Origin of the sequence: Roseiarcus fermentans, assembly GCF_003315135.1 — a bacterium.
Classification (GTDB): Bacteria; Pseudomonadota; Alphaproteobacteria; order Rhizobiales; family Beijerinckiaceae; genus Roseiarcus; species Roseiarcus fermentans.
In genome coordinates this window covers 38,333-53,092 of the sequence record NZ_QNRK01000045.1, presented here as the reverse complement: position 1 = coordinate 53,092, position 14,760 = coordinate 38,333, and the positions used below count along the sequence as shown (strand labels likewise).

At 68.3% G+C, this 14,760-nt stretch carries 12 protein-coding genes; 7 read left to right on the top strand and 5 right to left on the bottom strand.

Going from position 1 to position 14,760, the window contains the following annotated elements; genetic code table 11:
- Positions 1 to 556 precede the first annotated feature (556 nt).
- The 3 genes from DFR50_RS27705 to DFR50_RS27695 all read right to left on the bottom strand — a co-directional run bounded on the left by DFR50_RS27705 (position 557) and on the right by DFR50_RS27695 (position 3,244).
- Entirely contained in the window at positions 557 to 1,438 is an 882-nt protein-coding gene (locus DFR50_RS27705) for a 3-hydroxybutyryl-CoA dehydrogenase (protein WP_113892944.1), read from the bottom strand.
- A gap of 109 nt (positions 1,439 to 1,547) precedes the next feature.
- Positions 1,548 to 2,492: an electron transfer flavoprotein subunit alpha/FixB family protein gene (locus DFR50_RS27700; RefSeq protein WP_113892922.1), complete on the bottom strand. Its 945-nt coding sequence runs from the start codon at positions 2,490 to 2,492 to the stop codon at positions 1,548 to 1,550.
- A 2-nt stretch (positions 2,493 to 2,494) separates the two neighbouring features.
- Complete coding sequence (locus DFR50_RS27695) at positions 2,495 to 3,244, bottom strand: electron transfer flavoprotein subunit beta/FixA family protein (protein WP_113892942.1); 750 nt, start codon at positions 3,242 to 3,244, stop codon at positions 2,495 to 2,497.
- Positions 3,245 to 3,504: 260 nt separating this feature from the next.
- Between DFR50_RS27695 and DFR50_RS27690 the strand changes: the two genes are divergently transcribed.
- The 7 genes from DFR50_RS27690 (at position 3,505) to DFR50_RS27660 (ending at position 12,775) form a co-directional block, all read left to right on the top strand.
- Entirely contained in the window at positions 3,505 to 5,088 is a 1,584-nt protein-coding gene (locus tag DFR50_RS27690) for an ABC transporter substrate-binding protein (RefSeq protein WP_113892920.1), read from the top strand.
- 85 nt (positions 5,089 to 5,173) lie between these two features.
- Positions 5,174 to 6,121, top strand: coding sequence for an ABC transporter permease (locus tag DFR50_RS27685; RefSeq protein WP_113892918.1), 948 nt, complete (start codon positions 5,174 to 5,176; stop codon positions 6,119 to 6,121).
- Positions 6,122 to 6,129: 8 nt separating this feature from the next.
- Positions 6,130 to 6,957 carry an ABC transporter permease gene (locus DFR50_RS27680; protein WP_113892915.1) on the top strand — a complete coding sequence of 276 codons (828 nt, stop codon included), beginning with the start codon at positions 6,130 to 6,132 and terminating at the stop codon, positions 6,955 to 6,957.
- Between the two features lie 41 nt (positions 6,958 to 6,998).
- Positions 6,999 to 8,594 (top strand): ABC transporter ATP-binding protein, encoded by a 1,596-nt coding sequence (locus DFR50_RS27675; RefSeq protein ID WP_113892940.1) that lies wholly within the window; start codon positions 6,999 to 7,001, stop codon positions 8,592 to 8,594.
- A gap of 216 nt (positions 8,595 to 8,810) precedes the next feature.
- Entirely contained in the window at positions 8,811 to 11,024 is a 2,214-nt protein-coding gene (ptsP, locus tag DFR50_RS27670) for a phosphoenolpyruvate--protein phosphotransferase (protein ID WP_425376096.1), read from the top strand.
- Between the two features lie 39 nt (positions 11,025 to 11,063).
- Entirely contained in the window at positions 11,064 to 12,140 is a 1,077-nt protein-coding gene (prfA, locus tag DFR50_RS27665) for a peptide chain release factor 1 (protein ID WP_113892911.1), read from the top strand.
- The gene (locus tag DFR50_RS27660) at positions 12,137 to 12,775 is read left to right on the top strand and encodes a nicotinate-nucleotide adenylyltransferase (RefSeq protein WP_281017683.1); all 639 of its coding nucleotides are present in this window, start codon (positions 12,137 to 12,139) and stop codon (positions 12,773 to 12,775) included. The genes prfA and DFR50_RS27660 overlap by 4 nt, the downstream gene beginning before the upstream one ends.
- 51 nt (positions 12,776 to 12,826) lie before the next feature.
- Here DFR50_RS27660 and DFR50_RS27655 read toward each other — a convergent pair whose 3' ends face one another.
- Positions 12,827 to 13,936 carry a patatin-like phospholipase family protein gene (locus DFR50_RS27655; RefSeq protein WP_113892907.1) on the bottom strand — a complete coding sequence of 370 codons (1,110 nt, stop codon included), beginning with the start codon at positions 13,934 to 13,936 and terminating at the stop codon, positions 12,827 to 12,829.
- Positions 13,933 to 14,718, bottom strand: a complete 786-nt coding sequence (locus tag DFR50_RS27650; protein ID WP_113892905.1) for a 3-hydroxybutyrate dehydrogenase — start codon at positions 14,716 to 14,718, stop codon at positions 13,933 to 13,935. The genes DFR50_RS27655 and DFR50_RS27650 overlap by 4 nt, the downstream gene beginning before the upstream one ends.
- Positions 14,719 to 14,760 lie beyond the last annotated feature (42 nt).

Genomic DNA, 14,760 nt, shown 5'->3' with positions numbered 1-14,760 from the left:
CTCTCATGGATGGCTCCGCTGCAGTTGGTTTCGACAACCCAACTTTGGCACACAAATGCCGCGAGGGGGCCATCCACCCCATCATCGCGAGGAGCGCCCCTGGGACTTGGATCCGGGGGGGCGCGGCGATCCAGGGGCAGGGCCAATGTCTGCCGAATGCGGGGCGGCGGCGCTCTTCACCACTCGTCCAGACGGCCCCTGGATCGCCGCGTCGCCCTCCGGGCTCCTCGCGATGACGACGCAAGGTAACTCCCAAGCCGGCAGCGAATAGCGCCGTCATCGCGAGCGAAGCGAAGCGATCCAGGGCCGCTGGGCCGCTGTCGCGCCCTCTGGTCGTCCCGCCGCCCTTCCTTGCGAGCAATTTCTTCCGCAGGAAGCAAGCGGCGGCATGGATTGCTTCGTCGCTTTGCTCCTCGCAATGACGGGGTTGGGAGTTACGACGCAAGAGCGCTGCCGCCCGCCGCCCTGGAGGTTACCGCGATTGGAAATCCGCCGGCCAAGGCTTCGAGCCGCGCGGCGCCAAGACCCGTCACGGGTCCCGGGCTGGGGGACATCCTCAGCGGGTCGGGACCGGATTCTCGCCGCGATAGTCGTAGAAACCGCGCTGGGTCTTGCGCCCGAGCCAGCCGGCCTCGACGTATTTCACCAAAAGCGGGCACGGGCGGTATTTCGAATCCGCGAGGCCGTCGTGCAGGACCTGCATGATCGCCAGGCACGTGTCGAGGCCGATGAAGTCGGCGAGTTGCAGCGGCCCCATCGGATGGTTGGCGCCGAGCCGCATGGCGGTGTCGATCGATTCGACCGAGCCGACGCCCTCGTACAGCGTGTAGACCGCCTCGTTGATCATCGGCAGCAGGATGCGGTTGACGATGAAGGCCGGAAAATCCTCCGACATCGTCGAGGTCTTGCCGAGGCGCGCGACGAACGCCCGCGCCGCCTCGTAGGTGTCGTCCTTGGTGGCGATGCCGCGGATGATCTCCACCAGTTGCATGCGCGGCACCGGGTTCATGAAGTGCATGCCGATGAAGCGCTCGGGATTGACCGTCACCGAGGCGAGGCGCGTGATCGAGATCGACGAGGTGTTCGAGGCGAGAATCGCGTCCGCCTTCATGAACGGGCGGAGCGAGGTGAAGATCTTGCGCTTGACGTCCTCGTTCTCGGAGGCGGCCTCCACCACGAGGTCGCAGTCGCCGAGCTTGTCGACGGTCGGGGTGTAGTGGATGCGGGCGAGGATGGCCTTGCGCCCGTCCTCGTCGATCTCGCCGCGCGCCACCCGGCGCGACAAGAGGCCGTTGATCGTCGCCAAGGCCGCGTTGACCCGGTCCTCCGTCACGTCGTTCAGGTACACCGGAATTCCGGCCTGGGCCGCCACCTGGGCGATGCCCGCGCCCATCTGCCCCGCGCCGATGACGCCGACCGTTTCGATGTTCAGAGCCATGTTCAAGTGACCTGTCGAGCCGCCCCAGTTCGGGCCGGGATCATAGACGAGAAAGGCCGGGCGTCCAGTCTGGGCGCCCGGGCTTTTTAGCCGACCTCGGCGGCAATCTCTAGCGCGCGAGCTTGGCGAGTTCGTCGTTCAGTTCCGGCAGGGCCTGGTAGAGGTCGGCGACGAGGCCGTAGTCGGCCACCTGAAAGATCGGGGCTTCCTCGTCCTTGTTGATCGCGACGATGACCTTCGAGTCCTTCATGCCGGCGAGGTGCTGGATCGCCCCCGAGATGCCGACGGCGATGTACAGGTCCGGGGCGACCACCTTGCCGGTCTGGCCGACCTGCCAGTCGTTGGGCGCATAGCCGGCGTCGACCGCGGCGCGCGAGGCGCCCATCGCGGCCCCGAGCTTGTCGGCCACCGGCTCGATGTAGGTCTTGAAGTTCTCCGCCTTCTGCATCGCCCGGCCGCCCGAGATGATGATCTTGGCGGAGGTGAGTTCGGGACGGTCAGACTTGGCGAGGGCGTCGCCGACGAACGACGACACGGCGGGATCGGCCGCGGCGGCGATCGCCTCGATCGGCGCCGCGCCGCCGGTTGCGGTCGCGCCGAACGACGCCGTCCGGACGGTCGCGACGATTTTCGGGTCGCTCGATTCGACGGTCTGGATCGCGTTGCCGGCGTAGATCGGCCGCTCGAAGGTCTTGGGCCCGAGGACTTTGGTGATGTCGGAAACCTGCATCACGTCGAGCAGGGCGGCCGCGCGCGGCAGCACGTTCTTGGCGGCGGCGGTGGAGGGTCCGACCACGGCGTCGTAGGCGGGGCTGAGCGCGACGATCAGCGCCGCGAGCGGCTCGGCGAGGCCATGGGCGTAGGCCGCGTCGTCCGCGACCAGCACCTTGCCGACGCCCGAAAGCTGGGCCGCAGCCGACGCCGCGGCGGCGACGCCCTGTCCGGCGACGAGCACGTCGACCGGCTGCCCGATCTCGAGCGCCGCGGTCAGCGCGCGGGCGGTCATGTCGCTGAGAACGCCGCCTGCGACTTCGGCGAGTAGAAGGGTCGCCATGGTCAGATCACTCCCGCTTCGTCATGGAGCTTCTGGACGAGCTCCGAAACCGACTTCACCTTCACCCCCGCCTTGCGGCCGCCGGGCTCTGTCGTCTTGAGAACCTTGAGGCGCGGCGCGACATCGACGCCGTAGTCGGCCGGGGTCTTCTCGGCGATCGGCTTCTTCTTGGCCTTCATGATGTTGGGAAGCGAGGCGTAGCGCGGCTCGTTCAGGCGCAGATCGGCGGTGACGATCGCCGGAAGCTTCAGCCTGACCGTCTGCAGGCCGCCGTCGACCTCGCGGGTGACCTCGACCGAGCCGTCGCCGACGACGACCTTGGAGGCGAACGTCCCCTGCCCGGCGCCGGTCAGCGCCGCCAGCATCTGGCCGGTCTGGTTCGAATCGTCGTCGATCGCCTGCTTGCCGAGGATCACCAGGCCGGGGCCCTCCTCGGCGACGACGCCCTTGAGGATCTTCGCCACCGCGAGCGGTTCGACCGGCCCGTCCGTCTTGACCAGAATGCCGCGGTCGGCGCCCATGGCCAGCGCGGTGCGTAGCGTCTCGGTCGCCTGCTGCGGCCCGATCGACACCACCACCACCTCGGTGGCCTTGCCGGCCTCCTTCTGACGCAGCGCTTCCTCGACGGCGATCTCGTCGAACGGGTTCATCGACATCTTGACGTTGGCGAGCTCGACGCCCGACCCGTCCGACTTGATCCGGATCTTGATGTTGTAATCCACCACCCGTTTCACGGGCACGAGAATTTTCATGAGCGGGGCCATCCCTGAAAGCTCGAGCGCTTCGCTCGGCAATTTGCGGCCGAAAGCCCTAATCTTGGCGGCTTTGCGAGTCAACGCGGGCCGGACGGCGCACGTCGCCCGACCCGAGCGCCGCCGGCCTGTCGCCGTCGATCTCGATTGACAGAGCTCAATCGCAGACAGAACAATGACTCGGAAGGGCGATCAGGGTCGCCGCTACGGCCGCGCCCGCGACGTGGATCGACGCTGGATCGTTCACGGGAGAAACGCAAATGAGCGAATTGGATGACTTGAGCGCGCGTCTCATCAAGGGCGCGGTCTCGCGCCGCGAATTCATGGCGCGCGCGTCCGCGCTCGGCGCGTCGAGCCTCGCGATCTCGACCATGCTGGGGACGGCGCAGGCCGCCGAGACCCCGAAGAAGGGCGGCGTCCTGCGGCTCGGCCTCGCCGGCGGCAGCACGACCGACAGCGCCGACATCACCTCCTATAACGATTCGGTCATGATCGACGTCTCGCACGGCCTGTTCAACGGCCTCGTCGAGTGGGCGCAGGACGGCAAGCCCGTCCCGGAACTGGCCGAGAGTTTCGAGCCGAAGAAAGGGGCCCAGGACTGGGTCTTCACCCTGCGCAAGGGCGTCAAGTTCTCGAACGGCCAGGAATTCACCGCCGACGACGCCGTCTACTCGCTCAATCTCCACCGTGGCGACACCAAGTCCGGCGGCGCCGCGTCGATGAAGCCGGTGACCGACGTCAAGAAGCTCGACAAGTACCAGATCCAGCTGTCGCTCGCCGCCCCCGACGCCGACCTGCCCTATTCGCTCACCGACTATCATCTCCTGATGGTGCCGGAGGGATTCAAGGACTGGGCGAAGCCGGTCGGAACCGGCGCCTTCGCGCTGGAGAAGTTCGACCCCGGCGTCCGCATCGTCCTGAAGAAGCGCCCCGACTACTGGAAAGAGGGCCGCGGCTGGCTCGACGGCGCCGACGTCACCGTCATCAACGACAGTTCGGCGCGCCTGAATGCGCTGATCTCGGGCCAGGTCGACGCCATCAACCGGGTCGACCACAGGGCGGTCGGGCTGCTCTCCAAGTCGCCGAAGATCCAGGTCGTGCGCGCGCCGGGCGGCTGGCACACGGTGCTGGCGATGGAGGTCGACAAGGATCCGTACACCAACCCGGACATCCGCCTCGCGCTCAAGTACGCGGCGGACCGCGAGCAGATCCTGAAGGCGCTGTTCAGCGGCTACGGAACCCTCGGCAACGACCATCCGATCCCGCGCACCGATCCGTACTTCAACAGCGAACTGCCGCAGCGCAAGCACGATCCGGAAAAGGCCGCCTACCACTTCAAGAAAGCCGGCCTGTCCGATCCCAAGATCGTCCTGCAGGCGTCCGACGCCGCGTTCAACGGCGCGGTCGACATGGCGACCCTGCTTCAGGCCGACGCGGCCAAGGCCGGGATCAAGATGGACGTGAAGAAGGAGCCGGCGGACGGCTTCTGGGACAACGTCTGGCTCAAGGGCCCCTTCGTTGAAAGCTACTGGGGCGGTCGCGCGGCGGCGACGCAGATGCTCGGGGTCGCCTTCGCGGCGAACGCCCCGTGGAACGAGTCGCACTGGAACAACGGGACCTTCGAGAAGCTGCTCGCCGACGCGCGCGCGGAGACCGACGAGCCCAAGCGGAAGGCCTACATCTGGGAGATGCAGGCGATGCTCAGCAACGACGGCGGCGCGCTCATCCCGGCGTTCCGCGACTGGCTCGACGCCCACAACGACAAAGTCGGCGGCCACACGCCCCACGGCGGGTTCGACATGGACAACGGCATGATTCTCGATAAGGCTTGGCTGAAGTCGTGACGGCCGTTTCCGGCTGATCAGGCGGCGCGCCGGACGAAGACGGTCCGGCGCGACTTTCGCCGCGGGCGAGGGAGGCGGGTTCAGATTGGGAAAGCTGATTCTTCAGCGATCGATTCTCGGGCTTCTGACGCTGTTGGCCGCGTCCGCGCTGATCTTCATCGGCACCGAGGTCCTCCCGGGCGATCTCGCCTCGGCCATCCTGCAGAACCAGGCGACGCCGGAGAATCTGGCCAAGCTCCGGCTGGACCTCGGCCTCGATAAGCCCGCGATCTTGCGCTACGTCGAATGGCTGTTCGGCGCCTTGCGCGGCGACTTCGGTCACTCGCTCGCCAACGGTCGCGACGTCCTCGAGGAGATCGTCCCCCGCTTCGCCAACACGATGTTCCTGGCCGCCTACGCCGCCGTCGTCGCGGTGCCGCTCGCCGTCGGGCTCGGGCTCGCCGCCGCGATTCGCCAGGGCGGCGCCTTCGACCGGACGGTCAACATCCTCACCCTGATGACCATTTCGGTGCCGGAGTACTTTCTCGCTTATCTCCTGATCAAATACGTCGCGGTCGAGCTCGGCTGGTTTCCGTCGCTGGCCAACGTGTCGTCCGACACGCCGTTCTTCGATCGCCTGTACTATGCGTTCCTGCCCATGGTGACGCTGGTGCTGGTGATCGTCGCGCACATGATGCGCATGACGCGCGCTTCGGTGCTCGCCGTGATGGCGAGCCCGTACATCGAGATGGCGATCCTGAAAGGGCTGACCAAGACCCGCATCGTGCTGCGCCACGCCCTGCCGAACGCGCTGGCGCCGATCATCTCGGTGGTGGCGCTGAACCTCGCCTACCTGATCGTCGGCGTGGTCGTGGTCGAGACGGTGTTCGTCTATCCCGGCCTCGGGCAGTTGATGGTCGACGAGGTCTCCAAGCATGACGTTCCGGTGGTCCAGGCTTGCGGCTTGATCTTCGCTGCGACCTTCATCGTGCTCAACATGGTCGCGGACATTCTGTCGATCCTCTCCAACCCGCGCCTGCGGCGACTGCGGTAGGGCGGCCAATGCGGCTTTTCGGACACAAGCTCAGTCTCCTCGCCCAGATCGGACTGGCGATCGTCGCCCTCAATCTGTTTCTGGCGATTTTCGCGCCCCTGGTCGCGCCCTACGACCAGACGGCGGTGCTCGGCGACGCGTGGGCCGACGCGGACTGGCAGCACTGGCTCGGCCTCGACAACCTCGGCCGCGATCTCCTCAGCCGGCTGATCTTCGGCGCGCGCATGTCGATCGGCCTGTCGCTGGTGATCACGGCCCTGTCGTTCTTCATCGGCATCGTCACCGGATTCGCCGCGGCGGTCGCCGGCGGCTGGGTCGACCAGGCCCTGTCGCGGTTCGTCGATCTCCTGCTGTCGATGCCGACCCTGATCTTCGCCTTCGTCATTCTGTCGGTCCTGGGGTCGGGGCTGCCGGTGCTCATCGTCACCATCGCCGTGCTCGATTCGACGAAAGTGTTTCGGCTCGCCCGCTCGGTCGCGGTCGGGCTCGTCAGCCTGGAATTCGTCGAGGCGGCGCGCTTGCGCGGCGAAGGCTGGTGGTGGATCATCACCCGCGAGATCCTGCCCAACGCCATTCCGCCGCTGACCGCGGAGTTCGGCCTGAGGTTCTGCTTCACCTTTCTGTTCATCGCCGCGCTGAGCTTCCTCGGCCTCGGCGTTCAGCCGCCGGCCGCCGACTGGGGGAGCATGGTCAAGGACTATCGCGACATGATCAACTTCGGCTCCGCCGCGCCGATCTACCCGGCCGCGGCGATCGCGATCCTGACGATCGGCGTCAATTTCGTCGTCGACTGGATGTTGTCGATCCATTCGCGCGGGCAGGGGGAAGGGGCGTGACCGCCGCCCCCGACAACCCGATCGTGCTCGACGTCCGCGCCATGCGGGTCGCGGTGCGCACCGACCACGGCGACGGTCCCGTGCTCGTCGACGACGTCTCGCTCGCGTTGCGGCGCGGCGAAGTGATCGGCCTGATCGGCGAATCCGGCGCCGGCAAATCGACGATCGGTCTCGCCTCGATGGGCTACACCCGGCGCAACTGCTTCATCGTCGGCGGTCAGATCCTGTTCGCCGGCGCCGATCTGCGCGTCATGACGGCCGACCAGCGGCGCGCGCTGCGCGGGCTGAAGCTCGCCTATATCGCCCAGAGCGCCGCCGCGTCCTTCAATCCGGCGATGACGCTGATGGATCAGGTCTGCGAGGCGCCGGTCCGCCATGGCGTGATGGGGCGGGCGGAAGCGAAGGCGGCGGCGGTCCAGCTCTTCCGCGAGCTCGATCTGCCGAACCCGGAAACGATCGGCCTGCGCTATCCGCATCAGGTGTCCGGCGGCCAGTTGCAGCGGGTCATGGCCGCCATGGCGATGATCGGACGGCCCGAAATCATCGTCTTCGACGAGCCGACGACGGCGCTCGACGTGACGACCCAGGTCGAGTGCCTGGCGGCGTTCCGGCGTCTGGTGCGGGTGCACCGCGCGGCCGCCCTCTACATAACCCACGATCTCGCCGTCGTGGCGCAGATCGCCGATCGCATCATGGTGCTAAGGCGCGGAAAAACGGTGGAGGTCGGAGACGCTCGCCAGATTCTCCAGGATCCGCAGGAGGAGTATACCCGCCGCCTGGTCCGGGAAAGGATCGCCGGAAGCACGTTCGTCGCGCGGCCCGAGGGCGCGGCGCCGCTGCTCGCGGTGGAGCGCGTCACCGCTCATTATACGGGCAGGCCGAACGTCATCGACGACGTCAGCCTCGAGGTCTTCCGGGGCGACACCGTGGCGGTGGTCGGAGAATCGGGCTCGGGGAAGTCGACCCTGGCGCGGGTCGTGACCGGCCTTTTGCCGCGCGCCGCCGGCGACGTGCGGTTCCACGGCGCCAGTCTGCCGCCCCGACTGAAGGACCGCTCGCGCGACCAGCTTCGCCGCATCCAGATGATCTACCAGATGCCCGACGTGGCGCTCAACCCGCAGCAGACGCTGCTCGACGTCATCGGCCGACCGGTGTCCTTTTATTTCAGGCGCAGCCGGGCTGAGGTTCGCGCCCGGGTTCAGGAGCTCCTGAGGCAAATGGATCTGCCGGAGCATTTCGTCGACCGGAAGACCTCCGAGCTGTCCGGCGGCCAGAAGCAGCGCGTGTCGATTGCGCGGGCGCTCGCGGCCGAACCGGACCTGATCATCTGCGACGAGGTCACCTCGGCGCTGGACCAACTGGTCGGCGAGGAAATCTTGCGTCTTCTCAAACGCCTGCAAGACGAGCTGGGCGTCGCCTACCTCTTCATCACCCATGATCTCGGCACCGTGAAGCGGATCGCCAACAAGGTGGTGGTGATGCTGCGCGGCCGGACGGTCGCGAGCGGCGACACCGCGTCGGTGTTCGCGCCCCCCTACCATCCCTACACCGAGCTGCTCTTGTCCTCGGTCCCGGAAATGCGCCCCGACTGGCTCGACGGGGTGCTCGCCCGCCGCGCCGCCATCACGACCGCGTGAGAAGGAATGGGCGCCTTGCCGGGCCGGCAAATCGTTTCTATACGGCCGCGACGCCGGGCGATGAATAGGCTCGTGCGCGCGGACGGGCTGAGGGCTCGCGTCCGGCCTGTTCATTGCATGGCCGCTGACGAGCTTTCGTCGGGCGAAAGAAGAGGACGATCCTGAATGCGCGCGCCGGGCGGACCCCGTCTGTTGCTGCGGCGGCTTCGCGAGGTCATGGCGGAGCCCGTCACGGCGCAGGCGCGCCTCGACCGGATCGTCGTTCTCATCGCCTCGAACATGGTGGCGGAAGTCTGCTCCTTGTACGTGGTCCGCTCGGACGGCGTCATGGAGCTGTTTGCGACCGAGGGCCTCAACCGCGAGGCCGTCCACCTGACCACCATGGAGCCCGGCGAGGGCCTGGTCGGGCTGATCGCCTCGAGCGCGGAGCCGCTGGCGCTTTCCGACGCGCAGCACCACCCGGCGTTCTCGTACAAGCCGGAGACGGGCGAGGAAATCTATCAGTCGTTCCTCGGCGTGCCCGTGCTTCGCGGCGGCGCCACGATCGGCGTCCTGGTGGTCCAGAACCGGGCGCGCCGCACCTATTCGGAAGAAGAGGTCGAGGCCCTCCAGACCACCGCGATGCTGCTCGCCGAGATGATCGCCTCGGGCGAACTGCAGGCGATTGTCGCCAAGGGCGGCCAGATCGCCGTCCGCAATCCCCTGGCGATGCGCGGGCTCGGCATCGCCGACGGGCTCGGGCTCGGCCACGTCGTGATGCACCAGCCGCGCGTGGCGGTGTCGAAGATCGTCGCCGACGACGTCGATTCGGAGCTGCTTCGGCTCGAGACGGCGATCAGCGCCATGCGCGCCTCGGTCGACGAGCTGATCGACCGCACCGACGACGGCCAGTCGGGCGAGCACCGCGACGTCCTGGAAGCGTTCCGGATGATCGCGCACGACCGCGGCTGGCTGCGCCGCCTGCGCGAGGCGGTCAGTTCGGGCCTGACGGCCGAAGCCGCGGTCGAGCGGGTGCAGAACGACGCCCGCGCCAAGCTGCAGCGCCAGACCGATCCCTATCTGCGCGATCGGCTTCATGACCTGACCGACATCGCCAATCGCCTTCTGCATCAGCTCGCCGGCCAGAGCCTGGTGCTGCTGCCCGAGGAACTGCCGGAGAACGCGATCCTGGTCGCGCGCTCGATGAGCCCGGCGGCGCTGCTCGACTACGACCGGTCGCGTCTGCGCGGCCTGGTGCTCGAGGAGGCGGGCGCCTCCAGCCACGTCGCGATCGTCGCCCGGGCGCTCGCCATACCGGCGGTGAGCGACGTCACCAACGTCACCGAGATCGTCGAGCATGGCGACGCGATCATCGTCGACGGCGATTCCGGCGAAGTCTACCTGCGTCCGCCGCCCGACGTGGAGGCGGCCTACGCCGAACGGGCGCGGATGCGGGCGCGCAAGCAGGCGCAGTACCGCGCGCTGCGCGACGTGCCGACCGTCAGCCTCGACGGCGTGCCGATCGGGCTGCACATGAACGCCGGCCTCCTGGTCGACATGCCGCATCTGGCCGAGACGGGCGCGGAGTCGATCGGCCTGTTCCGAACCGAGCTGCAATTCATGCTGGCGCCGCGGTTTCCCCGGCCGGGGGTGCAGGAGCAACTCTACCGCGCGATCCTCGAGGCCGCCGGCGACCGTCCGGTGACCTTCCGCACCCTGGACATCGGCGGCGACAAGCTGCTGCCCTACATGAAGGGCTTCGAGGAAGAAAACCCCGCGCTGGGGTGGCGCGCGCTGCGCATCGGCCTCGACCGGCCGGCGCTGCTGCGGATGCAGCTGCGCGCCTTCATTCGCGCCGGCGGCGGACGGGAGCTGAGGATCATGGTTCCCATGGTCTCGACCGTGGACGAGTACAAGCGCACCCGGGCCCTGTTCGACCGCGAGGTCGCCTGGTGCGCCAGCCACGGCTACGCTCCCCCGCTTTCGGCCAAGCTCGGGGTCATGGTCGAGGTGCCGTCGCTGTTGTTTCAACTCGAAGAGATCACAGCCGCGGCCGATTTTCTTTCGGTCGGCTCGAACGACCTGATGCAGTACCTGTATGCCGTCGACCGCGACAATCGGCGCGTCGCCAACCGGTTCGATCCGCTGAGCGTCGGCTTCCTGCGCGCCCTGCGCTCGATCGCGGCGGCCTCCGTTCGCTCCGGAACGCCGCTCACCCTGTGCGGCGAGATCGGCGGGCGGCCGCTCGAGGCGATGGCGCTCTTGGCGATCGGCTATCGCCAGCTTTCCATGTCGGCGACGGCGATCGGCCCGGTCAAGGCGATGATCCTGACCATGAACGTCGCGGAGGCGACGCGCGCGGTCGAATCGATGCTGGCGGAAGGTCGGGACGACGCCTCGCTGCGCGAGCCGCTCGAGGCGCTCGCCGGCCGCCTCGCCATCCGTCTCTAGCGCCCAGGCGCCCCGCTCCCGACAGCTGGTTTTTGCAACATGGCCGCCAACGACAATTTCGATCTCATCCTGAGACGCCATCGGGAAATCGGCGCCCGGCTGACCGAGGGGGTCGCCGGCGCCGAGTATTCGGCGCTGTCGCGCGAACTCAGCGATCTCGAGCCGGTGGTCGCGGCGATCCAGGCGTTCCGCGACAAGGAGAGGGAGCGGGCGGACCTCGCAGCCCTCCTCGCCGACCCGAACCTCGACGCCGAGATGCGCGCGTTCGCCGCCGAGGAGCTGGCGGCGGCGGAGGCGGCGGCGGCCGAGATGGCGCAGGCGATCCGGATCGCGCTCCTGCCCAGGGACGCCGCCGACGACGGCGACGCGATCCTCGAAGTGCGGGCGGGGACGGGGGGCGACGAGGCCGCGCTGTTCGCCGGCGACCTGTTCCGCATGTACGTCAAATACGCCGAAGCGAAGCGGTGGACTGTCGAGACGCTGTCGATGAGCGAAGGAACCGCCGGGGGGTACAAGGAAATCGTGGCCCAGATCTCCGGGCGCGGCGTGTTCGCGCGGCTCAAGTTCGAGAGCGGCGTCCATCGCGTGCAGCGGGTGCCCGCCACCGAGACTCAGGGTCGCATCCACACCTCCGCCGCGACCGTCGCGGTCCTGCCGCTCGCCCAGGAGGCCGACCTCGTCATCAACGAGGGCGACCTCAAGATCGACACCATGCGCTCGAGCGGCGCTGGCGGCCAGCACGTCAACAAGACGGAATCGGCGATCCGCATCACCCATCTCCCCTCGGGGGTGGTGGTCGCGATGCAGGAGGAGCGCTCGCAGCATCGCAACCGCGCCAAGGCGATGGCGCTCCTGCGCTCGCGCATCCTCGACGCCCGCAACCAGAAGCTCGACGCCGAGCGGGCCGAGGAGCGCCGCTCGCAGGTCGGCTCCGGCGACCGGTCGCAGCGCATCCGCACCTACAATTTCCCGCAGGGGCGGGTGACCGACCACCGGGTCAACCTGACCCTCTATTCGCTCGACCGGATCATGGAGGGCGAGGGGCTCGACGACATCGTCGACCGGCTGACGGAGGAGCGTCAGGCCGAGCGCCTGGCGCAGCAGGGGGCGGCGTGAGGGCCGTTCCGCGCCTGCCGCCATACCAGCCGGGCATGCGGATCGGCCTGCTCGGCGGCTCGTTCAACCCGCCGCACGAGGGGCACGCGCTGGTGACGCAACTGGCGCTGACGCGGCTCGGCCTCGACCGCGTCTGGTGGCTGGTGACGCCCGGCAACCCGCTGAAATCGGTCGCCGAACTCGCTGCGCTGAACGACCGCGTCGAGGCGGCGCGCCGGCTGGTCGCTGGCCCGCGGGTGGCGATCACCGACATCGAGGCGCAAATCGGCGCGCGCTACACCTACGACACGCTCGCCTGGCTCGTCCGCCGCGCGCCGGGGGCGCGCTTCGTATGGCTGATGGGCGCGGACAATCTGCGCCAGTTCCACCTCTGGCGGCACTGGCGACAGATCGCCGACCTGGTCCCGATCGCGATCGTGGACCGGCCGGGATCGACGCTGCGCGCGACGTCGAGCCGCGCCGCGGTCGCGCTCGCGCCGTGGCGAGTTCCCGAGCGCGACGCTCGCCGGCTCGCCGACCTCGCGCCGCCGGCGGCGCTGTTCCTGCACGGACCGCGTTCGAACCTGTCCTCGACCGTCCTGAGGGGCGCTGCGGCCGTGGAGCAGGACGCTTCGCCGGCCGCCATCCCGCTCTGAGCCTGGCGGCTTCCACCGGCGATCCGCGAACTCGGGTCGCCGCGCGAGCCTTCAGCGGGACGGCGCCGCGCCGGTCTCCGCCGCGGGCTCGACCGGCGGCCGCGCCGGCGCGCGCTTCAGCGTCTCGTCGATATCGAGCGTGCCCTCGACGCCGATCGAATCGTAGTGGCTCGCGAGCCAGGCCGCGGCGTCCGCCCGGCCGAAGTCGCGCAGGCGCAGGAGAAAGGGCCACGACACGTCGAACTTGGTTGAGGCGGGGAAGCGCTCGAGCTTGCCGGCGCCGCCGATGCGGTGCAGCCGCTCGAGCCGGTAGCTCTCGCTCGTCAGCACGCCCGAGCGGATCAACCGGGCGACGAAGTCGGCGGCGCGCAATTCGCCGAGCAGGGGCGCGTTGAAGGTGATCTCGTTCAGCCGGTTCATGATCTCTTCCGGCGTCCTGGGCACCGCGGCGCGCTCGATCGGATTGATCTGGACGATGATCACGTCCCGGCACGCAGTCTCGTAGAACAGCGGCCACAGCGGAGGATTGCCGGCGTAGCCGCCGTCCCAGAAATAATCCTCGCCGATCCGCACCGCCTGGAAGAGTTGCGGCAGGCAGCCAGACGCCATGACGTGGTCGGCGGTCAGGACGTCGCGGCGAAAGACCTCGCCGCGACCGGTCTTCACGTTGGTTGCGGCGATGAACAGTTTTGGCGTGACGTAGGCGCGCAGCCGGTCGAAGTCGACCTCGGCGATCAGATGGTCGCAAAGCGGATTGATGTTGAACGGGTTGAACGCATAGGGGCTGATGAACTGGGTCAGCGCCTCCGCCCAGGCGGCGACGAAGCCGGTCCCCGGCCAGACCGCGCCCCACGGTCCGAGCCAGGCGTCGACGAGCAGGCGCTGGGCCGGCCACAGCGACCCCTCCGTCGAAACCGAGCGCCAGAACCGCTCCAGCTTCTCCCGCGCGCCCGTGCGCCCCCCCTCGGCGAGGCCCGCGGCGTAGACCACGGCGTTGAAGGCGCCCGCGCTCGCGCCGCTGATCGCGCCGATCTCGATCCTTTCGTCGTCGAGCAGCGCGTCGAGCACGCCCCAGGCGTAGGCCCCGTGCGATCCGCCGCCCTGCAGGGCGACGTTGACCGCCTTGCCCTCGTCCTCGTCCCGCCTCCGGGAATCGTTCACTGCGCCGTCCAGCCGCCGTCGACCGAGATGTTCGTTCCGGTGATCTGGGTCGCGGCGTCGGAGCAGAGGAACACGGCCGTGTCGGCGATCTGCTCGACGGTGACGAACTGCTTGGTCGGCTGCCTCTCCAGCATGACCTCGTTGATCACCTGCTCGCGCGACATGTTGCGCGCCTTCATCGTGTCGGGGATCTGGTTGGCGACCAGCGGCGTCCAGACATAGCCGGGGGAGATGCAGTTGCAGGTGACCCCGAAGGTCGCGAGTTCGAGCGCGACCGTCTTGGTGAGGCCGGCGATCCCGTGCTTGGCCGAGACATAGGCCGCCTTGAAGGGCGAGGCGGTCAGCGAGTGGGCGGAGGCCGTGTTGATGATCCGGCCCCATTTCTGCGCCTTCATCCCCGGAACGGCCGCCTTGATGGAATGGAAGGCCGAGGTGAGGTTGATGGCGATGATGGCGTTCCATTTCTCGCCGGGAAAATCCTCGATCGGCGAGACGAACTGGATGCCGGCGTTGTTGACCAGGATGTCGACGGTTCCGAGTTTCTCGGCCGCGTCCCTGATCATCGCTTCGACTTCGTCGCCCTTGGACATGTCGGCGCCGTTGTAGACGCACCTGACCTTGAACTCGCTCTCGATCCTGGAGCGCTCCTCCTCGATCGCCTTCGGGTCGCCGAAGCCGTTGATCATCACGTCCGCGCCCTCCCTGGCGAACGCGCGTGCGATGGCGAGGCCGATGCCGCTGGTCGAGCCGGTGACGACGGCGTGATGATTGGCGAGCGACATGAGGCGGTTCTCCCAGATTCCCGCCGCGCGACGACGCATGGC